Origin of the sequence: Brevibacterium sp. UMB1308A, from assembly GCF_030230605.1 — a bacterium.
Lineage (GTDB): Bacteria > Actinomycetota > Actinomycetes > Actinomycetales > Brevibacteriaceae > Brevibacterium.
The window spans coordinates 16,083-39,255 of the sequence record NZ_JASPDO010000019.1 but is presented as its reverse complement, the minus strand read 5'-3'; the positions used below and the strand labels follow the sequence as shown (position 1 = coordinate 39,255).

Sequence of the window (23,173 nt, the reverse complement as noted above, 5' to 3'; positions counted from 1 at the left end):
TACAGTAGAACCGGAGCACTACCGAAAGGACATGGAATGCGCTTGGCCGGAAAGATCATTTTCTTCATAGGAATCATTGGATTCGTGCTTGTGATTGGTGGCGCGATCCTCATGGGCGTGTTCAACTTTGGCAAAATCTCCTCAACAACTGACAGCCTGAAGACTTTCAGTTCAGAGACGACGATTGATCACGATGGTGAATCGAACCTCACGGTCTACGCGCGGTCAGCTGGGGATGCGGCTTCTGTGTCGACCGATTGCACGGTCGAAGGGCCGGGTGGTGAAGCCATGTACAGGGGTGGCTCGTCAGGCCATTACTCCAGTGGCTCGGATGGAGAGTGGCACTACGCCGGTTCGTTCGAAGCGAAAACCGCGGGGAAATACACCGTCACGTGTGGTGGAGCGTTGAGCGATGAACAGCTTATGGTGGGTCCTCCGATCGGGCTAGGGTCGATCTTTGGTCTAACAGGGGCCGTGCTAATTGGAATTTTTGGCGGCTTTGCCTTCGGTGCTCTGACCATCCTGGGGCTCATCCTGTGGCTGGTGGGGCGCAACAAGCAGAAAAAGCAGGCAGGCCCTGCGTAAAAAGGCCTTCCATAAAGAGGCGTTGCGTAACGTTCAGTGCTTCTTCTTGCGCGGTCGCTTAGGCGTTTCACCAACGATGCGGGCAGCGGTCGGTTCTCCAGCTTTCACTTCGCCGCTCTTCGCTTGAGCTTCACGGGCAAGCCGGGCTTCCCGGCGCGTCATGAACTGGCCGGTCCGTTGTTCGCCCGAGGTTGCTTGCACTCCCGGCACAATGCGGGGGCCACGGTTTGAAGGAGCGCGACGCTCGGCCGATTTTGGATTTGCGTTAGAGACCAACCTAGCCTGACCGCCACTGTGCGGGTGTAAGGCCGGGTGGGCTTTAAACCCAATGAGGGTTCCTTCTGTGAGCACCAGAAGGACAGCCAAAATGATCGCTTCAACTTGCAACTCGGCCACCACGAGCCCCACAACAGCTAACGCGTAGAGCACAACGCGCGACGCCACGACCGCAATAGGGCTACGGAAGAAAGCGCGCGAGGACGCGAACAGGGACCACACTGAAATCGTGGCGATCAGCGCTAGCGCTCCACACAGAATGCCTAACCATCCGCGCCCAAAAATGAGGAAAGCAGAATATGCGATGGCTCCCCAACTGAGCGCTTCGGCAAAGTAGTGGAATGTGTGAATCACCTTGATGAACTGCGCCATATCGCGAATTCTACGCCCTCACATGTTCTTAAGCACGGCCAGGGTATTCAGCGCTGCGGTCATGGCTTCGTGACCCTTATCTTCTGTAGCCCCGGGGCCACCGGCCCGGTTGATCGCCTGTTGTTCGGTGTCACACGTGAGCAGACCGAACCCAACTGGCACGTGCGCGTCCAAGGACACGCGGTTCAGACCATCAGTGACAGCCGAACACACGTAGTCAAAGTGCGGAGTCTCACCACGAATCACCACACCCAACGCCACCACCGCATCAAACTGCGCGGCAGCCGCTTGGGCCACAACCGGCAGTTCGAAACTCCCCGGGACACGGAAAAGTTCCACCTCCACCTCGGCCTCCTCTGCTGCCCTGACCGCCCCTGCAATCAGCCCATCCATGATCTGCTGGTGCCATTGAGCGGCCACAACGGCTACGCGCGCTGACTGCTTAACGACGTCGATCACTGGTGCACCTGTTTTCATGCCCCTACCCTTTCGTGAGTGTTCAAAATGTGTCCCATACGCTGAGCCTTGGTCCATAAATAGCGGGCGTTGTGCGCGGTCGCTGGCACCTCAACCGGCACCCGCTCCACCACCGAAACTCCGTGTTCTTCCAGCCCAGCGACCTTGTCAGGATTGTTCGTCACAAGCCGCACCCGGGTCAGTCCGCAGGCGCGCACAACTGCGGCCACCTCGGCGTAGGAACGCGCGTCAGCAGGCAGCCCCAGCCGAGTGTTCGCATCCAACGTGTCCAGCCCCTCATCTTGGAGCGCGTACGCGCGAACCTTGTTCGCCAGCCCAATGCCGCGACCCTCATGACCACCCACGTACACCAGCAGGCCACCGTGCTCGCTGATCAGGCGCAAGGATTCGTGGAGCTGTTCACCGCAGTCGCAGCGCATGGACCCGAAAACGTCGCCGGTCACGCACTCCGAATGCACCCGGACAAGTGGCGCGTCTTGCCGGCCGCTAGGGTTCCCAACCGCCTCAGCCGGTTCAGCTGGTGCGGGTACTTCCAAGGTCACGTGTTCCGCGCCGCTGGGCCCGGTCCACGCGCGCATGGAGAACGTGCCCCACGGTGTTGGCAGCTCAACGGCCGAGGTGCCAGCCACCTGGCACTGCCCGGCACGTGGGTGCGGTGTTGCGTCATGGGTGTTAAGCCAGATTTTCAGGTCGTGAATGGACACAAGTGCGAGTTCGTGCTGGTCAGCGAACCGGCGCAGGTCTGGCGTGCGCATCATGGAGCCGTCGTCGTGGACGATTTCGGCGATCACTGCCACGGGTTCGAACCCGGCCAGACGCGCAAATTCGACCCCGGCTTCCGTGTGCCCGTCGCGTTCGCGCACCCCGCCGGGCTTGGCGATGAGCGGGAACATGTGGCCGGGGCGGGTGAAGTCCGAGGTCGTGGAGCCCGGGCTGGCCAGCAGGTTTGCGGTGTGGGCGCGGTCGGCGGCGCTGATGCCGGTCGAAACCCCGGCGGCCGCGTCGCAGGACACCGTGTACGCGGTGCCTTTGGGGTCCTGGTTGTTGGCCACCATGGGGCGCAGGTCCAGTTCCGCTGCCCGTTCCGGCAGCATGGGCACACAAATAACGCCCGAGGTGTGCCTCACCATGAACCCCATCCACTCCGGTGTGACGGTGTGGGCGGGCATGATGAGGTCGCCTTCGTTTTCGCGGTCCTCATCGTCGACCACCACAATGGGGCGACCCCGTTTGAGTTCGACGATTGCGAGGTCGATTGAGTCGAGTTCAACCGGGTTGGAAGCGTTGGCGGTGAGAGCAGCATCGAGCACAGTCATGAGTTTTCCTTTGTCGTAGCAAACTGATTGAGGCGGGCGGTGTAGCGGGCGACAACATCGGCTTCGATGTTGACGAGGTCGCCCACCCGAGTTGTTCCGAAGGTGGTGTTTTCGCACGTGGCGGGGATCAGGGACACCTCAACCCAGTGAGTAGGCGCAGTCCCGGCCTGGGGGTTCGCGTCACTGACCGCGGTGATCGTGAGGCTCACCCCGTTGAGCGCAACGGACCCTTTCACCGCCATGAGCGGTGCTAAGTGTTCGGGAACGGAGACGCGCACGATCCGAGACCCGGCCAGTTCAGTCACCGCGAGTACTTCGCCCACAGCGTCTACGTGACCTTGCACGATGTGGCCGTCTAACCGGTCCGTCACGGCAAGGCTCCGCTCAACATTGACGAAAGAACCAGCACCCAGAGCTCCTAAATTAGTGAGCCGCAGGGTCTCCTCCATGACGTGAGCTGTGAAACGGCCGGCGCTCGCAGGCGATTCGGTTTCCGTGAGGCACACGCCGTTCACCGCTAGCGAACCGCCCGGAGGCAGGTCCGCAGTGAGCTCCCCGGTGTCCAGCACGATCCGCGCAAAACCGTCACGGCGCTCCACCGCATGTACCGGCACCACTTTTTGCACAATTCCTGTAAACATCACACCTCTTTCATGAAGCGGGTAAAGGTATCGGAGCCCAGCGCTTCAGGCGGGGCATCTGGAACAAATGTGAGAGCGTGAGCCAGGGTCTCCACGTTGAGCGGGGAGCGGACCCCGTCGCCTAGCAGCAGGGGCGCGGTGTACACGTGGAGTTCATCGACCAGGTCGTGTTGCAGAAAGTGGGCCATCAGCGTGGGGCCGCCTTCTACGAGAAGGTGGGAAACACCTCGGCGGCGCAGGTCGCGCAGTCCCGCACCCACGTCTGTGTATGTGAGCGTGCGTGGGTTGCGCCCGAGGTGCGAATCTTCTGGCAGGGGCGTTGTCCCGAAGACCACGGGGATGGGTTGGTGAGGGGCGCCGAGGTGGGTTTCAGTGTCAGCTTGCCTGTCAGCGCCACTGCCACCGTCAGTCCGGGCGGTCAGGCGTGGGTTGTCGGCGTGGGCCGTGCCGGTGCCCACCGCGATCGCGTCCACCCGGGCGCGCGTCAGGTGCGCGTGTGCCCGAGACTCCGCCCCCGTGATCCACTGACTCGTGCGGTCGCGAGCGGCCACACACCCATCCAGACTCTGCGCAATTTTCGCGGTAATGAACGGCCGGTCGTGGGTGACGGCGGTGAACCAGCGGGCGTTGAGGCGGTGAGCTTGGGCGGCCAGTTCGTGGGCCCAGGGCTGCCCGAGGTCGTTAAGGAACAAGACTTCCACGCCCGCCTCCGTGAGGACCTGGGCGCCACCGGAAGCCGAAGGATTAGGGTCACGACTGGCGATAACGACCCGTGCGATGCCAGCGTCGATGATGGCTTGGGTACACGGGCCGGTACGCCCGGTGTGGGAGCAGGGTTCGAGCGTGACAACCAGGGTGGCGCCGGTTGTTGAGCGGGGAGAAGCGTTGCGGAGGGCGTCGGGTTCAGCGTGCGGGGTGTCGGCGCCTTGGTGGTAGCCGGTGGTGAACGTGCCGTCGTCCCACAGCACTGCTGCGCCTACCAGCGGATTTGCGCCACGGACACCACGGGCCGCGGCATCAAGGGCCGCGCGTGTGGCTGAGTGAAGAGCTTCCATCTGACCTCCCGACTACACCGGGATGATGGAAGGCCGAGGTGTCCCCAAGTATCCACTGACCGTAGCGGTCACGTGGGTACGGGTACCCGAAAAAGGGGTGCTAAGCACCCACAAGTTCCTCCCATCCAGACTGTAACTGTCGGTCTCGGAATTTCACCGAGTCAGCCGAAACATATGTTTCAGGTCGCGGACTGTAACCGCCGGTACGGACTTTCACCGTCCCCGGAACTTGTGGATAAACATAGCCCTGTAGCCAGGGGAAAGCAATTCGTGCGTAGTGCGGCGAGTAGTGTGGTGATAACCGGGAGGAACCACATGACAGCACCTGAGGCCCTACACCAGAGAGCGCGCGCAATCCTGACCGAACTCACGGGCAACCCCGATGCCCAGTTCCGGGATGGCCAGTTCGAGGCGATCGAGTCTCTGGTTGATCAGCGCTCCCGCGTGTTGGTGGTGCAACGCACCGGGTGGGGTAAATCTGCCGTCTACTTTGTGGCCGCTCGCCTGTTACGCGAACAAGGCGCGGGTCCCACGCTCATCATTTCCCCACTGATTGCACTCATGCGCGACCAGGTAGCTGCCGCGACACGGGCTGGGGTAAAGGCGCTGACTATCAATTCGGCCAACGCCACCGAATGGGACGACGTGGTAGAGCAGGTGCGCGCCGGTGACGTGGACGTGCTCCTCATATCGCCCGAACGTCTCACCAACCCCACGTTCGTCAACACGGTGCTCACTCCGCTAGAAAACACGCTGGGCATGATCGTGGTGGACGAAGCGCACTGTATTTCCGACTGGGGACACGACTTCCGGCCGGACTACCGCAGGATCGGCGCACTCCTGGACAATCTGCCAGCCAACACCCCCGTGCTCGCCACCACCGCCACTGCCAACTCTCGTGTTGTGGACGACGTCGCCGCCCAGTTGGGCCGCAACACCCGCGTCATCCGCGGGCCTCTATCCCGCGCCAGCCTGCGCTTAGGGGTAGCCCAGACCACCTCGGCGGCCCACCGAATCGCGTGGCTCACCGAACACCTCAACGACTTCACTGGCAGTGGAATCATCTACACGCTCACCAAATCCGCGGCCCAAGACATCGCCACGGCGCTCAGCCACGCGGGCCACACGGTCGCCGCCTATACCGGTGGGACCGACCCGGAAGAGCGGATCGAACTTGAGGACGCACTCAAGGGGAACGCGCTAAAGGCGCTGGTGGCGACCTCGGCGCTGGGGATGGGATTCGACAAACCGGACCTGGGGTTCGTTATCCACGTGGGTGCGCCCAGCTCAGCCGTCGCCTACTACCAGCAGGTGGGGCGTGCCGGGCGCGCGACCGACTCCGCGGACGTGCTCCTGCTGCCCGGGCGCGACGACGAAAACGTGTGGGAGTACTTCGCCAACGCCACCATGCCCAACGAGCAGGACGCCACCGCGGTGCTGGACGCGTTGGGAGATGAGCCGCGTTCAGTGCCCGCGCTGGAACCGCTGGTGGGCATCAAACGCAACCGGTTGGAGCTGCTGCTGAAAGTGCTTACGGTTGACGGGGCGGCCCAGCGGGTGCGCGGGGGATACGTGCGCACAGGGGTGCCGTGGACCTATGACGCTGAGCGTTACGCGGCAGTGGCCCAGACCAGGGCCGAAGAGGCCCGCGAAATGCTCGCCTACGAAAAGACCACGCAGTGCCGCATGGTGTTCTTAGCCGGGACGTTGGACGACGAGACGGCTACGGCGTGTGGGCGGTGCGACACGTGTGCTGGCGTGTGGTGGAACGAAACCGTGAGCGCGCAAGCACAAACCGTGGCGCGCACTGAACTCGACCGGGTGGGGCTCATCATTGAACCGCGCAAACAGTGGCCGGCGCACCTGAAGCGGATCGGGGTGAACCTCAGCGGCAAGATTCCTGTGGGTCAGCAGTGTGAGCCGGGGCGTGCCGTTGCTCGGCTCAGCGACCTGGGGCCCGGGCAGGTGTTACGCGAATTCCTGGCACCCGGCGCGCCCGACCAGCCGATCCCAAACCACATCGGCCAGTTGGTGACCCAAGTCCTTGCGCAGTGGGGGTGGAAGGCCGCTGGTGGCGAGGGAAGCGGCAACGGAAGCGGCGCAGGAAGCAGCGGAAGCAGCGCGCCACCTCGGCCGGAGGTAGTGGTAGCCGTGCCTGGTTTCACCCGCCCCAACACGGTCGAATCCCTAGCCCGCGGCATCGCAACCACCGGGCGTATGGAATACGCGGGCGCCTTGGACGCGCTGAAAAACCCCGGCAGTCCGGACGTCAACTCGCCGTTTCGCGTCAAGAACCTGCATGACGCTTTCGCTGTGAGCCCGGAGCTGGCAACGCGCGTGAACGGGCGGGCCGTGTTGCTGGTGGACGCCGAGGTGGTTTCCCGCTGGACCTTCGCCATCACCGGACGCTTGCTACGGGAGGCGGGAGCCACCTCGGTGCTGCCGTTCGCCTTGGCCCAAAGAGGGTAGGCGTGCGCAGGGCGCAGAAGGCGTGCCGGCGCCTGTTTAGGCAGCTTAACGCTTCCTGTTGCTACGGAAGCTGGACCAGCCAACAAGCCCAAAGATCAGCGCAAAGGAAATAAAGATCGCGTACTTGTCGACGACTTTGAGCACGTCGACGGCAGGTTGGCCAATAACGTAGCCCAATGTAGCGAGCGCGATGGACATGACAAGTGCCCCAGCGGCTGTGACAAGGAAATACGGCAGAAAACGCACGCGACTCCAACCCGCGATGAGCGCGATGATGGGGCCGGGAACACCGGGGAAACGGCTGAAGAACAGCATGATGTAGAGCAACCACCGGGGCATGCTTTTAATCTTTTCGAACTGACGCCTCTGCGGAGGGGTTGTGGCGAACAGCCTGGCCACACCTTCGCCCCACATTTTGCCGGCCAGCCAGAACAGCCAGTCGAACTTCAGCATGCCAAAGAGCCCCGCCAGGATCACCAGGGTGAGTGAACGGCCTTCAACCGCGGCGAAGGCTCCGGCGCCCGCGATGACCGTGCGCGCGCCGGTGATAAGGGCGAGGACGGTGGGGATTTTCGCAATGAGGAAGGGGCGTAGAGGCAACAGCACCATGTAGAACGCCGGCACTCCAAAGAGGAACCAGAGGAGAACCTTGTCGCCCGTGCGGGCCTCGCCTTCCCACGGTTTCAAGTCTTTGAACGACTGCGGGCGTGGGTCAGTCTCTTGCGCCTGGGGCTGATTGCGCGGGTGCTTTTGCCCCTGTTCTGCCTGCGCCTGTGAGTCTGCCTGCGCCCGCGACTGCGAGCTTGGCTGTTCGTTTGGGGATGTGTTGTTGGGTTCGGTCATGAGGCCCTCTCGTTACTACCCAGTAAGGGTAAAGCGCGGGAAGGAGCATGGTCAAAGGCTGTGAACCGATCCATGAATGGGTGGGCGCACGTGCGGTCCTCGTAGCCAAAGACGCGGGTGGTTGGCTGTTGCCGTGTCCACGGTTCCCAGCCTGGGTTGCCGGTGCGTGCGAACTGAACCCACGCCTCGCGCATACGCTGGCCAAGCGCGTGGTCCGCCTCTGTTGGGTTGGGGTACAGCAGTTGGCCGTGGAAGGAGCGGAACGAGTCGAACAGCGGTGGAAGGTCAGCCACGTGAGGCGAACCCATGCCGCCGTCCGGGTCGACAGCCAGCAGATACGAGTACGCGGGTGTGCCACGTTTTTGCGCGGCGTCGGCGACCAGAAGGGTGGGCACGGTAAACATGTAGTCGGTTTGGACCCATTCAAACAGCTGCTCAGGTGTGACATCGCCCAGAGCCTTGATGTACTTCATGCTCAGTTCGCGCGCCTGAGACTGGGCGGCCTCAAGGTCCCCGGTGCTCTGCGCGTTTTCCAGGAGCTGCGATCCAGGCCCCACCATGCCCACCCGCTCATACGCGCGTTGCTGCGTCACCTCGGCGTTCATCAGGTTGGTGAACAGCCGGAACTCATCGCGTGTGTGCCCAACCAGAACATCCACCCCGTTTGGGAGTGGCAGGGACCACGGGTCGGCGGGCAGCACGGTGCCGTCGACCACTGGAACCAAAGGTGGGGTGAACGCGGCCGCCTTGCCCCACCTCGGGAAATACCGGCCTTGCCCCTGCGAAAACGCGACCATGAGTTCTTCGCCCTGTTCGGGGGTGAGGTTGGCAAAGGATTGCGCGGTGGGTTCCGTGACGGGCAGGCCCAACTGGGTGGCGTGGGCTGCGAATTCCGCGGTCACGTCCTGGGCCAATTCTTTTTCCAGCACCATGGCGGGTGGGCTTTGGAGGATCGCGCGGTCACACAGCCCCTGGGCTTCCGGCATGACCAGCAGGCAGTGGATGGAGCCCGCGCCGGCGGATTCCCCAAAGACCGTCACGTTCGCTGGGTCCCCGCCAAAGGCCTGAGCGTTCTCCCGCACCCACCGCAGCGCCTGCGTCTGATCGAGCAGGCCACGGTTGGATGGCGCGTCCGGGAACTCCATGAAACCTTCGATGCCCAGCCGGTAGTTCACCGACACGAACACCACGCCCATCTGTGCAAACACCGCGCCCATGTACAAGGGGTTCGCCGCCGAGCCTTCCACATACGCACCCCCGTGAATCCACACCATGACCGGGGCGTTTTCAACCGGTTCGAGCGGCGCCCACACGTTGACGGTGAGCCAGTTGGGGTCCTCGGTCCGCTTGGGTCCGTCGCCCATGGGGTTGAACTGGGGGACGGGGTTTGAGAATCGCGTTGCGGGGAGGGGAGGCGTGTCTGGGGCGGCTTCAAACGGCCGAGGTGCCTGAAACCGGTCTGCTCCCACCGGCGGGTGCGCGTAGGGGATTCCGGACCAGCGTCGGGTGTCGCGTGAGGTAGTTCCTTCGAAAGTGCCCGAGGTCGTTGTGACGGTGAGGTTCATATGTCCAAGACTACGCGGGTGAGGGATTCATTGAAGGTGAGGACAATTTTCAGGTGAGGGCCAGGGAGCATCTCACAATGCGATGGGCTTTCGTGTGTGTTTCGCATGTGCGAGCCGTTCGTGGTGGTGGTTCGGGTTTCGCACGGTCATTGATCGGCCAAGAAACGGTGAGATTTCTTTGATGAAAAAACGGTTGTTGGGGCCTCTGACCTGTGTGAACGTAGACATTGGCTCCGAGATTCGGTTCCTCGACTTCCCCGGCAGTTCAGCATGAGAGTACTTCGCATGAAGAGCACTGCAGATGACGCGAACTGGGGCCAAGGAAACGAGAACAATCCATGACAGGAGCGAACATCGTGAAGACAATTACCCGCATCACAACGAGCACCGCTATTGCAACCGGAATTCTCGCTGCAGGTGTCCTGGCAACGGGCCCAGCTATGGCAACCGAAGGCACCAAGCCAGCTTTCCCCGACGCGCAGGCTGTTGCCGCTGCTGATCTCAGCCCAGAGCAGGTTGAGAACGCAAAGACCATCATTCAGGTGGGTAAGGACAACGGCATTAGCCGCCAGGGCATCAAGATTGCTCTCATGACTGCATCACAGGAGTCCAACCTCATCAACGTCAACTACGGTGACCGTGACTCCTTGGGTCTGTTCCAGCAGCGCCCGTCGGCAGGGTGGGGAACCCCTGAGCAGGTTCAGGACCCAGTGTTCGCTGCCAAGTCGTTCTACGGAGTGAACCCCGAGGTGTCCCCAAACGGTCTCCTTCAGATCCAGGGTTGGGAACAGATGGCGCCGGGTGACGCCGCTCAGGCCGTTCAGGTTTCTGCCTTCCCTGACGCTTACGCCAAGTGGGAAGGTCAGGCTGACGAACTTCTTAACCAGCACTTCTAGTCTTTGGTTAAAGGCGGGCGGCCCTGCGCAGAGTGTTGCGCGGGGCCGCTTGTTTTGTGTTTTGGGGTGTTGATGTGTCGGGTCATCGTTCACTCGATGTACTGAGATTTTTCGTTTACGGGTGATGGCCTAATGCAGTTACCCACCACAAGTGAGAGGTTTTTCGTGCGATGTGTTGGGTAACTAGCCGTTTTATGGCCGAAAACGTGAACAAAACGAACAAAAGTGGTAGTTAGTCAACACAGTGTTTCGAGCTGTGGTGGGTAAACGGTTCTTTGCCTCTCATGCTAGCCATGTGCGCAAAGAAAAGTTTTTGAGCCGCGGAATAAAAGTTCCACCTTCAAAGTTGAGTCTAGTGAACGCAAGTTTCCTGATATGTGGTTTGACATGTCAGGTCGAAGGTTTAAGGCTTGAGTCAAAAGCACTCAACTCTGAGGAGGAATGATTTTATGGCACGCGCAGTTGGTATCGACCTCGGTACAACTAACTCAGTAGTGGCTGTCCTGGAAGGTGGAGAGCCCAAGGTTATTGCTAACGCTGAAGGTGGACGCACCACCCCATCGGTTGTAGCTGTGAACAAGAACGGTGACTCGCTTGTTGGTGAAATCGCTAAGCGCCAGGCAGTCATGAACGTGAAGAACACGGTTGCTTCTGTTAAGCGCCACATGGGAACCGACTGGACCACCGAACTGGACGGCAAGAAGCTCACTGCCCCAGAAATTTCGGCTCGTATTCTACAGAAGCTCAAGCACGACGCTGAAGAGTACCTGCAGGAAGAAGTCACCGACGCAGTGATCACTGTTCCCGCATATTTCAACGACTCGCAGCGTCAGGCAACCAAGGACGCAGGTCAGATTGCTGGTCTTAACGTTCTGCGCATCATCAACGAACCAACCGCTGCAGCACTGGCATACGGTCTGGAACGCGGCAAGGAAGACGAACTCATCCTGGTGTTCGACCTCGGTGGCGGTACTTTCGACGTGTCGCTGCTGGAAGTTGGCAAGGACGATGATGACTTCTCCACGATTCAGGTGCGTGCCACCTCGGGTGACAACAAACTGGGTGGTGACGACTGGGACCAGGCGATCGTTGACTGGCTGGTTGAAAAGGTCAAGAACGGTTACGGCGTAGACCCAACCAAGGACTCTTCAGCCATGCAGCGTCTGAAGGAAGCGGCTGAGCAGGCCAAGAAGGAACTGTCCAGCGCAACCAGCACCAACATCAGCCTGCAGTACCTGTCCATGAGCGATAACGGCCCAATCCACTTGGACGAAAGCCTTTCCCGCGCCAAGTTCGAAGAGCTGACACACGACCTGCTCGAGCGCACCAAGACTCCTTTCCAGGCAGTCATCCGTGACGCTGGTGTGGACGTTAAGGACATCGACCACGTTGTGCTGGTTGGTGGTTCGACCCGTATGCCAGCTGTTGCTGAAGTTGTTAAGGAACTCACCGGTGGTCGCGAACCTAACAAGGGTGTGAACCCAGACGAGGTCGTAGCGATCGGTGCAGCAGTTCAGGCTGGTGTGCTCAAGGGTGAACGTAAGGACGTTCTGCTCATCGACGTCACCCCACTGTCCCTGGGTCTGGAAACCAAGGGTGGAGTGATGACCAAGCTCATTGAGCGCAACACCCCGATCCCAACCAAGAAGTCGGAAACCTTCACCACGGCTGAAGACAACCAGCCTTCGGTTTCGATCCAGGTGTTCCAGGGTGAACGTGAGTTCACGCGCGACAACAAGCCATTGGGAACCTTTGAGCTGACCGGAATTGCACCTGCACCACGTGGCATGCCACAGATTGAGGTGTCGTTCGACATCGACGCCAACGGTATTGTCCACGTGTCCGCAAAGGACAAGGGCACTGGTAAGGAACAGTCCATGACCATCACCGGTGGTTCGGCTATTCCTGAAGAAGACATCGAACGCATGGTGCGCGAAGCTGAAGAGCACGCCGAAGAAGACAAGAAGCGTCGTGAAGCAGCAGACAAGCGCAACGTTGCTGAAAACATGGCTTACCAGACTGACAAGCTCATCAAGGACAACGACGACAAGCTTCCTGAAGACGTGAAGAAGGAAGTTCAGGCCGACGTTGACGAACTGAAGGAAGCGCTGAAGGGCGACGACGACGCAGCTGTTGAGAAGGCTCTGGAGAAGCTCCAGACTTCGCAGACCAAGCTGGGTGAAGCTCTCTACGCACAGCAGTCTGCTGACGGTGCTGCAGGTGCCGACGCTGCTGCTGGATCGGCTGGCTCTTCAGATGCAGACGACGACGTGGTAGACGCTGAAGTCATCGATGAGGACGAGGAGAACAAGTAATGTCCACCGAGAAACCGTTCGACAGCGCTGGGGAGCCTGCTGAACAGGGCTTCTCGTTTACCGACAAACGCCGTGTGGACCCCGAAACCGGTGAAGTGCGCGCTCCAAAGGACGCGCAGCAACCGGCAGCGGGGGAGCAGGACGCTGAGGAACCGGCAGCGGCTGAGCCCACTGAAGCTGGGCAGCCCGCAGCTGGGGAACCAGAGGCAGACGCGAGCGACCTCGGGGTGGAAATCCCCGAGGACGCCTCGGCGTTGGGCGACAGCGAGGCTGGGGAAGTATCAGCGGACGCTGCGCAACACCTCGAGGATTTGCAGCGACTGAACGCCGAATACGCGGCGTACCGTCGCCGTTCCGAACGTGAGCGTGAACGCGCCCACGAAAACGGAATGGTCAAGGTGACCGAAGCGCTCATGCCGATCCTGGACGAAGTTCGCCTGGCACGCGAAGCCGGCGACGTTGAAGGACCGTTCGCAAAGCACGTCGATCGGCTGTTCGAGGCCCTGAACAAGCTGGGCATTGAGCAGTACGGCGAAGTCGGTGAAGTGTTCGATCCGAACGTTCACGAAGCGCTCATGCAACAACCAAGCGAGGAAGTCGAAGAACCCACAGTATTCCTGGTCATGCAGCCGGGATACCGGATGGGCGAACGAGTCCTCAAGGCCGCACGCGTGGGAGTGCACGTACCCGCAGAGTAAGACTGGTGTGTCGACATCGCAGGGTACTCACCACGAATGTGCATATGTAAGAAGGAAGGAGGTGCCAGATGAACTCGGGACCTCAGAATGAATGGTTTGAAAAGGATTACTACGCAACCCTGGGGGTCTCTAAGGACGCCTCCGCCTCGGACATAAAGAAGGCCTACCGCAAGCTGGCCCGCAAGTATCACCCGGATGCCAACCCGGGCGACAAAGTTGCGGAAGAGAAGTTCAAGGACGTCAGTGCTGCCAATCAGGTGCTGTCGGACCCGGAAACTCGGAAGCAGTACGACCAGGTTCGGGCCATGGGGTCCGGCGCACGCTTCAGCGCCGGATCCGGTGGCTCCGGCCAGGGCTTCGAAGATATTTTCTCCGGACTGTTTAACACCGGTGGCGGTTACACTACCCGTGGCACTGGTGGGTCAGGTGGGCCGGACTTGGGCGACATCTTCGGGAACTTTGGCGGATACTCGCCGGGAGGTTTCTCCACTGGCGGGTACTCGCCAGGTGGATTCTCCGGTGGAGGATTTGGCCCGCAGAAGGGTGGTGACTTCAAAGCTTCAACGCGTTTGTCGTTTAAAGAAGCAGCCGAAGGTGCCACGGTGAAACTGACGATGCCAGGCGGCAAACCGCTCACGGTGCGCACCCCGGTGGGGGTAAGCGACGGGCAGAAGGTTCGTTTGGCAGGCAAAGGTAAACCAGGAAGCAACGGTGGCCCTAACGGTGACGTGATCCTCACGGTTCACGTTGACAAGCACCCCGTGTTCACCCGCGACGGGAACAACCTGCGAATGAACTTGCCGGTGACGTTCGCGGAAGCGGCTCTGGGTGCGACGGTTGACGTTCCAACCTTGGGCGGCGGTTCTGTGCGCATGCGCGTGCCTGCCGGGACACCGTCTGGGCGGGTTCTGCGTGTCCGTGGCAAGGGGATCAACGGTAAGCAGACCGGTGACTTGCTGGTCACCATCGAGATCGCGGTGCCACGCAACCTGAATGCGGACGCGAAAGCAGCAGTCGAGGCCTTTGCTAAAGCCACTGAAGGCGAGGACCCACGCGAGGGACTCGCAGCCAAAGCAAGCCGGAGCTGATGCGTCGTGATTAGTTCAAGCGCAGCAGTGTATGTCATATCGGTGGCAGCGGACCTTGCCGGGATGCACCCACAGACGCTGCGCCAATATGACCGGCTTGGCTTGGTGACCCCTGAACGGACTGCCGGCCGAGGTCGTCGCTACTCCGCTGACGACGTCGCCAAACTGCGACTCATCCAAAGTCTGAGCCAGGAGGAAGGGATTAACCTGGCGGGCATTAAGCGCATCCTCGAACTGAAAGAGGAAGTCGACGAAGCCCGCCGACAACTCCGGGCTATGGAAGAGAAAATGGAAGCCGCACGCCAACGCGTCGCCGCTGTTGACCGGGTTTTTGCGGCCGGGTCAGCGGGAGATGTGGTGTCGATTCTCAAGGGGGAACGACCTCGGACGCGGATTGCGGGAGCCCTGCTCCCGCCAGCACGTACAGGCCGTCCCACCCTGGTACACAGGCGGTAGTAAAGCCTTAGAACCTTACAGCCACTGAGGGGGCGCGGGGAGATCTCGAGGAGTCGAGTCACCCGCGCCTCCTTTTGTGTTGTCGTCCCGCCCGGACACCGGCCAGCCACGGCCCAGCAGATGCTGGAGGACCTCAGCTTTGTGGCCCGTCACCTGGACTTGGTCCGCGATGTCGCTGGTGCAAATGTGCAGGTCTTCGCCAGTGTCGGTGAAGCGAAGCAAATAGTTCACGGGCTCGCCCCGCTGCTCCCAGATCGAGGTGACGTCGGTCAGGAGCCGGTCTGTCACCTCGGCGGGGAAGTCCAGCGCAGTCATCCCGATGTTGAGGTCAAGCGCGTGGATAAAGCACTCGCGGGCACGCAACCACGGAATGTCAGAGGCGGGGATGGTGGCGCCACGTCCGCTGATGACCTGGGTTTCCCAGCGGTCAGCGGGAATGGTGCCGAGGTCGTTGGCAAGTTCGTCTGCGACTTCGTGCGACATGGTAATGACGTCCCCGTTTTCCAGGAGGGCGACGTCATCTTCGATGGCTTTGTCGCGGGCCTCACGGGAGGGGTACATGTGGGTTTCCTCGCCGGTGCGGGCCCAGTGGAGGAGGCGCATGAACCCTTCTGCGTTGTGCATCATGTGCACTGCCACGTGTTTGCGCGACCAGTCAGGTAGCAGCGACGGTTCGTCCAGGTTGGCCCTGGAGAGCTGGTCGAGGGTTTGAAGGTAGAAGGCTTCGGCCAGGGTGCGGAAGTCGAGGTCTTTTTGTAGTGGCATGGTTTTAGCTTAGTGGGGTTGAGGTGGAGTCACACCAGGCCGATCCACTTCCAGTAGGTCGCTGAAAGGAGCAGGACCAGCAGGTAGCCGACGATGGTGATGGGGATTCCTGTTTTGAGGAACTGCTTGGCTGTGAAGGCGCCGGTTCCGTACGCGAGCATGTTTTGTGGCGCGGAGATGGGGAGCAGGAAGCCGAAGCAGATGAGGAACTGCTGGATGATGACGAAGCCGATTCCGCCGTTTGCTGCACCTGGTACGGACTGTGCCAGGGCGATGAACACGGGGATGAGGGCGGAGCTGAGCGAGGTCGCTGAGGCGAAGCCCAGGTGGATCAGGATGGTGAACAGGCCGACGATCGCGATCATGGCGAGCATGGGCATGTTTGTGATGCCCAGTGCGCCGAACGTTTTTTCTGATAACCATTCGGCGGCCCCGGTTTTGAGGAGGAGGCTACCCAGTGAGATACCCACGGCGAACACGATGAGGGTTCCCCAGTTGATAAGTTTTTCGGCGGTCTTCCACGAGAACACGCCAACCTTGGGTAGCAGCAGGAAGCCGATGGCCACGATGGTGACCGTGGCGGAGTCGAACGGGTGGAGGGACTTTTCGGTGGCCCACAAGAAGAGCAGGATGACTGCCACGATGATGAGGCGGATTTCTTTGCCTGTAATGGGTCCGAGTTCTTTAAGGTCGCGTTCGATGACGGCGCGGCCACCTTCGATGTGGTCGACTTCAGGTTTGATGGCCCACCGCATGATGAAGAACAGGGCGATGCTCATCATGACGGACCAAGGAGCGGCCCACATGAACCACTGACCCCAGGACACCTGTTGGTTCATGGAGGATTCGATGAAGTTGGTGGCGACGATGTTTTGAGCGGCAGCGGTTTTGATGCCCACGTTCCACACGGAGACGGCTTGTGCCGCGGTGATGATGAGGAGCGCGCCGAGGCGGGAGTTGGTTGCCAGCCCAAACGCGGCGACCATGCCCAAGAGGATGGGGACGACTGCGCCGGCGCGTGCGGTGGCGGAGGGGACGAAGAACGCCAGGATGGTGGAAATGGCGATGGCGCCGATGAGGACGTTACTGGTTTTTTCGCCGGCGAATTTGAGGACGATGAGGGCGAGGCGTTTGTGCAGACCGGTGGCTTGCATCGCGGCGGCGAGTGCGAGGGCGGCTGCGACGAGGGCGACGGCTGAGCTGGCGAATCCGCTGAGGGCGAGCTTGATGGATTCGGTGGTGCCCATGGCGTCAGGGGTTTCGCCGGTGAGCGGAGGAGCGAATGACAGGGTGATCGTGATGATGCCGACGATCAGGATTGAGGACACCGTGTAGCTGACAGCTTCGGTGACCCACATGATGATGGCGAATGCCAGGATAGCCAGGGCTTGTTTGCCGGCGAGGGTGAGGCCTTCGCCGGTGGGGATGAGCAGGATTCCGAATAGCGCGATGAACGCAACCGCGAACCAGATGGGTTTGAGGTTGAGGTGGGCGAGGAAGCCGTCGGGGTGTTTGTTGGACTCTTCGGCGCTCGCGCGGGCGACTGCTTCTTTTTCGCGTTTTACCTCAGCTGAGGCTTGTGAGCGCTGTTCAGCCTTTTTACGAAGTGAGCTTTTGGCTGGCTCGGCCATGGCGTTCCAATCTTTGGGTGCGGGTGTTCCTGCGGACACGGACGACGATACGCCCCGTGCGTGACATTTTCGTGAATTGTCACATTGTGGGTGGGGGTTTCTAGGAATGTGGGCAAGGGGTGGCAGTAAGCACACAAGAGGGCCGAGGCTGTTTTGCGTGCCTCGGCCCTCTTGCGTGCCGTATTTAGTTGTTGCGTTGTTTTACTCGGTTTTACTTTGCGCGACGGCGGGTGATCAGCACGGTTGCTGCGCCGACGGTGAGGAGTGCCCCACCAGCGAGCAGGCCAGTGAGTCCTACACCGGTGCGGGGGAGGTCGGAGGAGTTGCCGGCGTTGGAGTCATTGCCGGATCCTGAGCCGTTATCCGAACCGTTGTCTGAACCGTTGTCTCCGGGTGCAGCGTCATCGTCGTTGTCGTTCTTCTTGCCGCTGGTGACGGTGAAGTGGTCGGTGAGTTCGCCTTGTTCGCTCTTGACGGTGACTTTGTATTTGCCGACGAAGCTCTCAATGCTTTGGCCCTTTTGGACGCCGTGAAGGGTGGTTCCCCAGCGACCTTTTTCATCAGCGGTTGCTTCGTTTTCGTAGTCTTCGACCTTGCCGTCGCCGTCAACCTTGGTGACCGAGTAGGTGAACTTCTCGTTAGGTTTGAGGCCCACGACGCCGATCTGAACGCCGGTTTCCTTGTTGAGGAACTCTTTTGCGGTCAGTTCGTAGCGATCCAGCGACAGCTGGTAACGGTCTTTGCCTTCATCAGGATTGTCGATGTCTTCGCCGTCTTCGACTACGGTGAACTTGGTGACGGAATCAAGGGTGGTGCCGTTTTCATCCTCGAGTTTCACCGTGTATTCGCCTGGGAGGACGCTTTCGTCGGTGTCGCTAGGGACTTCGACGTAGAACGTGCCGTTGGCTTCTTCGGCGGTAAACGTGCCGGTGGAGCTGATTTCTTCGCCACCGTGGATGCTCCAGGTGTACTTCTTGCCAGGTTCCAGGTTCCTGTATTCGATGGCGTGGCCGTTGTTGCGGAACGGCGTGGCGTGCACCTTGTCGTGTTTAACCGACAGTTCTGGTTTTGGTGCATCGGGGTTGTCGCCTGGGTTGTCATCGTCACCTGGGTTCTCGTCGTCACCGATTACTGAGAACGTGGCGGTGCCGACGGTCTCACCGTTTTCGTCCTTGACGGTGACGGTGTAGTTAGCGATCAGGGCGTCTGCCGCTCCGTCCTGGTTTGGAGGTGTGACAGTGAAGTTCCCGTCGCTGTCTTTGGCGGTGAAGGAGCCTGGGTGTTCAATGTTGTGGTCGCTGGTGAGCGTCCACGAATACTTCTTGCCGGATTCCAGGTTCTTGAAGTTGACGGTTTGACCGTTGTCGCGGAAGTCGGTGGCCTGCTTCTTCTTGTTCCCAACTGAAAATTCAGGCTTGGGCGCATCCGGCTCGTCTGCAGCTGAAGCAGAGCCGCTGGGGTTTGTGGCGCCTGGGGCTGCGATTGCCGCAGGGCCAGCGAACGCTACGGATCCCGCTACGACTGCAACGGCTGGGGCGAGGATAATTTTCTTCATAATATTCCTTCCACAGTTCTTTCGCGTGTAGTACCCACTATGGTTTTCTTCCGAAGTCGAAACAATATTTGTAAGTTTTGTTCGTCACATTTTTCGCTATTTCCAGGGAATCTTCAGCTGTTGTACGCGTCACATTGACTGGGGTTGTTGTTGCTGAGACGCGCGTGTGAATCCCGCAACTCGCTGTCGAACCGAGGTGGACGTCCTCTCTAATTGGCGCCGAGTAAGTCTTGACTTTAGAACGGTGGAGGGTCGTCGTTTGTCAGCTGGTTGAGCGGTGCCCAGGGGTCTACTGGTGCTGTCGTAGTCCCTTGCGCGGTGCCCGTATCGGGCTTCTCATTGTTGCCGTGCCTATTTTCCGCCTGCTCGTGTTCGCTCCGCTTCGCTGCCTCCGGGTTAATTGTGCGTTCCCGAGCTTCGCGCTCCGCCTTAAGGTACTGCTCGATGCTATGGCTCGCGTCGATGTCCCCGGTGTCAAAGCGTTCAAGGAGCTGCTCATAGTGTGCTTGGTTGATTCGTGATTCCGGAGGGTAGACAAGCCTGGTGCCAATCCTTGGGAACTCCCAGGCGAGTGAACCGTCTTCTCGTCTGGTTACGTTTATTCGTTTCTGTGTCTTCTCTTGATGGTGCTTTTTGCAAAGTGGATGCAGGTTTTCGAGCACGGTCTGCCCGCCTTGTGTGGGCTTAGCGTGATTGAACGGTTCGATGTGGTCTTTTTCGCACACTCTGGCTGGGACCGGACACCAGGGCGCAGAGCAGTCCACCCATCTGGCTTCCAATGTGCGTTTCAGTGGTGCGGTGACCCGGTACTTGGTGGGCGTGGATTCGAGCACCACCCCGGTTTGCGGGTCAGTGAACATCCGGTACAGCCATGTTGCGTCCAGGAGCACTTGGTCTGCAGTTTGCGGATCTATGGGGATGCGGTTATTTAGCATTACAGGAATCTGCACCTGGTCTTCAAGCGCTGGCTGAAGTGCGTGCTCATCAGGCACGGTTTCATCCGTTAAATTCTCATCAGTTTGCTTATCTGTCTGTTGTTGGCCCGGCGGACTTTCGTTGCTGAGCCCTTGATACGAGACTTTGCCCGACGGGCTTTCTGTGTTGAGTCTTTGGTACGAGGCTTTGCCCGGCGGCTTCTCGTTGCATAAGTGGATCAGGGGAACTGTGAGGTTGATGCTGGCTTGGGATTTCAACCACTCTTCGTCAGTGGGCATCGAAATGCACAGCTCTAGTTCGTGCACATTCTGTGCCCGGTTGGCTTCCCACCGATCTTCAAACACGGGCACCTTGCTAAGCTCGGTTACCCCTTCGCGATCGCCCGTACGTTCGGCAGTTTCAACGCGTGTGGGTGCCTGCTGGCGAGTGGGAATGATCCGTGCCCGCACAGTAGTCGAAGGCTTGGAGCCGAGAAGCAAATCAAACATCAGCTGGTTCATCAGCCGCTCCTCGTCTATCACTACCTTGCCAAGGTCACCCACTCGCACCTCGGTCTTTCCCTTCGATGGGCGTGTAAAAAATACCTTGTGGTCTTTTTCATCAAGGGTCGTGGTGAACGGGTCGATGTGGTTGGATTTGATCGCTTTGGCAGACCCTCGAAGCCGCTGAAAGAACGCTTGAACGTGAAGTGTGGGTCCCGTGACGTTGAGCGTGGAAGTGCCGTCGCCGTTGTCCCAGCACTGGACAGTACGGTTTCGTGTGGCGTCATCGTTCCGGGACTGCGGTGACGTGAGCATCGCAAGAATCTCGTTGACATGTTTCCGGTATGTCTTGTAGGTGACATCGACGCGCCTGGCGGTCAGCAGCTCATCAAAATGAGGGATGCACACGTTGGTATAGCTGACTCGGCTCACGGTGTACATGAGCCGGTCGAAACTCACTACACCTTGTTTCACGAGTGACCACAGTTTGGGCATCAAAAGCGTGGCTATTGTGGTTTTCCGTGCTCGTGTTATCACGTTTGGCCCGGTGCAATCCATAATTTCGGACAGCGCGCCTATCGTGGATGACGGCAGTGTCTCCACCAGTTTTTCGATTGCCTTAACTGCAAATGTTCCGCGCCCAGGCACTGCTACACACGGCACTGTGTCATCAAGGTGAATGGAAGTTTGACTATTGCGTTCAAGCCCAGATGTAGCTTCCTGACCCGAATCGCCATCAGTCCACTCATGTGGAACTTGGCCGGTGATCGCTGGCGCGGCACCAGGTTCAGCGTTAAACACTGCGCGCAGTTCCGTGGAGTCCTGACTTAGAGGGGAGAGATGGGCGAGGAGTATTTCGCTTAAAGCTTCCGCACGTTGCATCGCCATGAAGTGAGCTTCGCGCTCAACACCTTTAAGTGCGAGAAACATGTCGTCGCCTGGGTAGTTATATGTGTATTCGGCTGCGTCGGTATAAGTGTCGAGCATCTTTGCTCACCCCCCTCACGCATCCATTCTATTTGCGTTCGAATGAAGAGTCGAGGGTTTTGTTGATTAAAAGTGAACAAGTTTCGACTGACGTTCGAATATGGTCGCGCATAACTGCTTTCGTTGCGTAATTAGGTGGCAGAAGCGGGCAGCGTCCCGAGGTGGTAGAAGGGCGAACGGGAAGAGGGGTTAATGCTCAAAATGTGTGTACGGTAGAGCTCCTGGTTCAGTGTTTTGTAGGCATAAAAAATGTGGGGTCTGAGCAATTGCTCAGACCCCACATGTTGCCGCTACTCGTAGTGTGACGAGTGTTGTGCCTTACTTGGTGCGGCGGCGGGTGACCAGAACGGTTGCTGCACCTACGGTGAGGAGTGCTCCACCGGCGATCAGGCCGGAGAGTTCCATACCGGTGCGTGGCAGGGTGTTCGAGGACTTGCCGTCGTTGCCCTTGGCGTTGTTGCTCTTACCGGAGTTGTTGTCTCCGCCCTTAGCTTCGCCCTTGTTCTTACCGTCACCCTTGTCTTTGTCGCCACCCTTGTCGCCTGGCTTAGCTTCGTCTTTCTTGCCAGGGGTGTTGGTGACCTTGAAGGAGTCGGTCAGGACGCCTTCTTCGCTCTTAATGGTGACCTTGTAGGTTCCCAGGAACCCGTCGAGTCCGTTGCTACCTTTAATTCCGTAGACAGTGTGTGACCAGACACCGTTCTTGTCTGCCTGTACTTCCTTGAAAAGGTTTTCGACCTTTCCGCCGTCCTGCTTGGACACGGAGTAGTTGAACTTCTCGTTTGGCTTCAGCCCAGTCACAACAAGCTGAACACCCTTGTCCTTGTTCACAAAGTCAGCAGGCGTTACTTCCTTAGGCGAAACCTTCAGACCGTACTCAGCAGCCTCCTCACCAGGTGCTTCTTCCTTTGGTGCTTCAGTCACCGTGAAGTTCACAACTGGAAGAGTGCGCATACCGTCTTCGACGCCATAAACCAAAACAGCTATTTCGCCGACTGCCTTCTTTGCAACTTCAGCACTTGTTGCCAGAGGCACGCTGAAGTTTCCCTTGTCGTCAGCTTTGAACGTGATCTCGGCAAGAGGATCGATGCCGTCCTTGTCTTCGCTTGGGAAAAGCTTGGCCGTGTATTCTTTGTTGGGTTCCAGCCCGGTACCTGAGTAAACCGGTGCCGCTTTCTTATTGGCGAGTTCTTCGACAGTTACCTTGTCCTTGTCGAGCTTCCCGGAGATAGAGGCATCGCTCACCTTGATCTTTTGGACGCCCTTGTGGTCCTTGACAAACTTGCCGTCGACAAGCAACATCAGGCTGAGTTCAGGGTAGTTCCAGCACTCCTTTGGGCTGACATCATCACCGCACATGGACTTGATGCTGACAGTGGCGTTACCGTTTTCGTCCGCTGTAGCTTTACCTTCAGCATTAGCGGAAAGAGCAGTGCCAAGATACACGGTTAGCTTCTGGCCAGGCTTGAGGCCCGTAACCTTGTAACTGACACCTTTGTCCAGCTCTGCCACTGTGAGGGTGTCTTTACCTTCCACAGTGATGTCCGAGGCGGCCTTCTCTGTCGGGGAGGCGGATGGTTCCTGCGTTCCAGAGGCGGATGGTTTCTGCGTCTCAGAGGTGTTAGGTTCACCGGTAGGAGGTGCCGGAGTTGGTGTTGCGTAAGCAGCGGAGCCAGCGAAAGCAATTGAACCAGCTACGACTGCAACGGCTGGGGCAAGGAGGAGCTTTTTCATCAGTTTCCTTCAATCGTCCATACACGTACCC

At 59.5% G+C, this 23,173-nt stretch carries 19 protein-coding genes and 1 riboswitch; of the genes, 7 read left to right on the top strand and 12 right to left on the bottom strand.

The genetic code is table 11. The features are described 5' to 3' along the window. Positions 1-36 precede the first annotated feature (36 nt). Positions 37-585, top strand: coding sequence for a hypothetical protein (locus tag QP868_RS08850; protein WP_284926208.1), 549 nt, complete (start codon positions 37-39; stop codon positions 583-585). A gap of 33 nt (positions 586-618) precedes the next feature. Here the strand turns inward: QP868_RS08850 and QP868_RS08845 are convergent, their stop codons facing one another. The 5 genes from QP868_RS08845 to ribD are packed head-to-tail and all read right to left on the bottom strand — an operon-like array spanning position 619 to position 4,722. After that, entirely contained in the window at positions 619-1,233 is a 615-nt protein-coding gene (locus QP868_RS08845; RefSeq protein ID WP_284926207.1) for a DUF2568 domain-containing protein, read from the bottom strand. Between the two features lie 18 nt (positions 1,234-1,251). Continuing rightward, positions 1,252-1,710, bottom strand: coding sequence for a 6,7-dimethyl-8-ribityllumazine synthase (gene ribH, locus QP868_RS08840; protein WP_284926206.1), 459 nt, complete (start codon positions 1,708-1,710; stop codon positions 1,252-1,254). Then, positions 1,707-3,026: a 3,4-dihydroxy-2-butanone-4-phosphate synthase gene (gene ribB, locus QP868_RS08835; protein WP_284926205.1), complete on the bottom strand. Its 1,320-nt coding sequence runs from the start codon at positions 3,024-3,026 to the stop codon at positions 1,707-1,709. The genes ribH and ribB overlap by 4 nt, the downstream gene beginning before the upstream one ends. Continuing rightward, the gene (locus QP868_RS08830; RefSeq protein WP_284926204.1) at positions 3,023-3,667 is read right to left on the bottom strand and encodes a riboflavin synthase; all 645 of its coding nucleotides are present in this window, start codon (positions 3,665-3,667) and stop codon (positions 3,023-3,025) included. Before QP868_RS08830 ends, ribB begins: the two co-directional genes overlap by 4 nt. Further along, a complete protein-coding gene (gene ribD / locus QP868_RS08825) occupies positions 3,667-4,722 on the bottom strand; it encodes a bifunctional diaminohydroxyphosphoribosylaminopyrimidine deaminase/5-amino-6-(5-phosphoribosylamino)uracil reductase RibD (RefSeq protein ID WP_284926203.1) in 1,056 nt (351 codons plus the stop codon). The genes QP868_RS08830 and ribD overlap by 1 nt, the downstream gene beginning before the upstream one ends. A gap of 109 nt (positions 4,723-4,831) precedes the next feature. Continuing rightward, positions 4,832-4,956: riboswitch (FMN riboswitch) on the bottom strand. 81 nt (positions 4,957-5,037) lie between these two features. Between ribD and QP868_RS08820 the strand changes: the two genes are divergently transcribed. Next, entirely contained in the window at positions 5,038-7,191 is a 2,154-nt protein-coding gene (locus QP868_RS08820) for a RecQ family ATP-dependent DNA helicase (RefSeq protein ID WP_284926202.1), read from the top strand. 45 nt (positions 7,192-7,236) lie between these two features. On the opposite strand, the gene QP868_RS08815 is transcribed toward QP868_RS08820, so the two are convergent. Then, entirely contained in the window at positions 7,237-8,034 is a 798-nt protein-coding gene (locus QP868_RS08815) for a DedA family protein (RefSeq protein ID WP_284926201.1), read from the bottom strand. After that, positions 8,031-9,599, bottom strand: coding sequence for a carboxylesterase/lipase family protein (locus tag QP868_RS08810; protein ID WP_284926200.1), 1,569 nt, complete (start codon positions 9,597-9,599; stop codon positions 8,031-8,033). Before QP868_RS08810 ends, QP868_RS08815 begins: the two co-directional genes overlap by 4 nt. A 356-nt stretch (positions 9,600-9,955) precedes the next feature. Here QP868_RS08810 and QP868_RS08805 point away from each other — a divergent pair, with 356 nt between their 5' ends. From QP868_RS08805 to QP868_RS08785, 5 genes are all read left to right on the top strand, one after another. Further along, the gene (locus QP868_RS08805) at positions 9,956-10,495 is read left to right on the top strand and encodes a peptidoglycan-binding protein (protein WP_284926199.1); all 540 of its coding nucleotides are present in this window, start codon (positions 9,956-9,958) and stop codon (positions 10,493-10,495) included. 449 nt (positions 10,496-10,944) lie between these two features. Then, positions 10,945-12,810, top strand: coding sequence for a molecular chaperone DnaK (gene dnaK, locus QP868_RS08800; protein WP_284926198.1), 1,866 nt, complete (start codon positions 10,945-10,947; stop codon positions 12,808-12,810). Beyond that, positions 12,810-13,508, top strand: a complete 699-nt coding sequence (locus tag QP868_RS08795; RefSeq protein WP_284926197.1) for a nucleotide exchange factor GrpE — start codon at positions 12,810-12,812, stop codon at positions 13,506-13,508. The genes dnaK and QP868_RS08795 overlap by 1 nt, the downstream gene beginning before the upstream one ends. Before the next feature lie 68 nt (positions 13,509-13,576). Next, on the top strand, positions 13,577-14,596 hold the full coding sequence (locus tag QP868_RS08790) for a DnaJ C-terminal domain-containing protein (RefSeq protein WP_284926196.1): 1,020 nt from the start codon (positions 13,577-13,579) through the stop codon (positions 14,594-14,596). Positions 14,597-14,659: 63 nt separating this feature from the next. Then, a complete protein-coding gene (locus QP868_RS08785; protein ID WP_473964642.1) occupies positions 14,660-15,052 on the top strand; it encodes a heat shock protein transcriptional repressor HspR in 393 nt (130 codons plus the stop codon). 15 nt (positions 15,053-15,067) lie between these two features. Here the strand turns inward: QP868_RS08785 and QP868_RS08780 are convergent, their stop codons facing one another. The 5 genes from QP868_RS08780 to QP868_RS08760 all read right to left on the bottom strand — a co-directional run bounded on the left by QP868_RS08780 (position 15,068) and on the right by QP868_RS08760 (position 23,142). After that, complete coding sequence (locus QP868_RS08780; protein ID WP_284926194.1) at positions 15,068-15,817, bottom strand: maleylpyruvate isomerase family mycothiol-dependent enzyme; 750 nt, start codon at positions 15,815-15,817, stop codon at positions 15,068-15,070. A 29-nt stretch (positions 15,818-15,846) separates the two neighbouring features. Next, positions 15,847-17,448, bottom strand: coding sequence for a DASS family sodium-coupled anion symporter (locus QP868_RS08775; protein WP_284926193.1), 1,602 nt, complete (start codon positions 17,446-17,448; stop codon positions 15,847-15,849). Between the two features lie 211 nt (positions 17,449-17,659). Further along, positions 17,660-19,003: a hypothetical protein gene (locus QP868_RS08770; RefSeq protein ID WP_284926192.1), complete on the bottom strand. Its 1,344-nt coding sequence runs from the start codon at positions 19,001-19,003 to the stop codon at positions 17,660-17,662. A 236-nt stretch (positions 19,004-19,239) separates the two neighbouring features. Continuing rightward, positions 19,240-21,408 (bottom strand): HNH endonuclease signature motif containing protein, encoded by a 2,169-nt coding sequence (locus QP868_RS08765; protein ID WP_284926191.1) that lies wholly within the window; start codon positions 21,406-21,408, stop codon positions 19,240-19,242. Between the two features lie 318 nt (positions 21,409-21,726). Then, complete coding sequence (locus tag QP868_RS08760; protein ID WP_284926190.1) at positions 21,727-23,142, bottom strand: hypothetical protein; 1,416 nt, start codon at positions 23,140-23,142, stop codon at positions 21,727-21,729. Positions 23,143-23,173 lie beyond the last annotated feature (31 nt).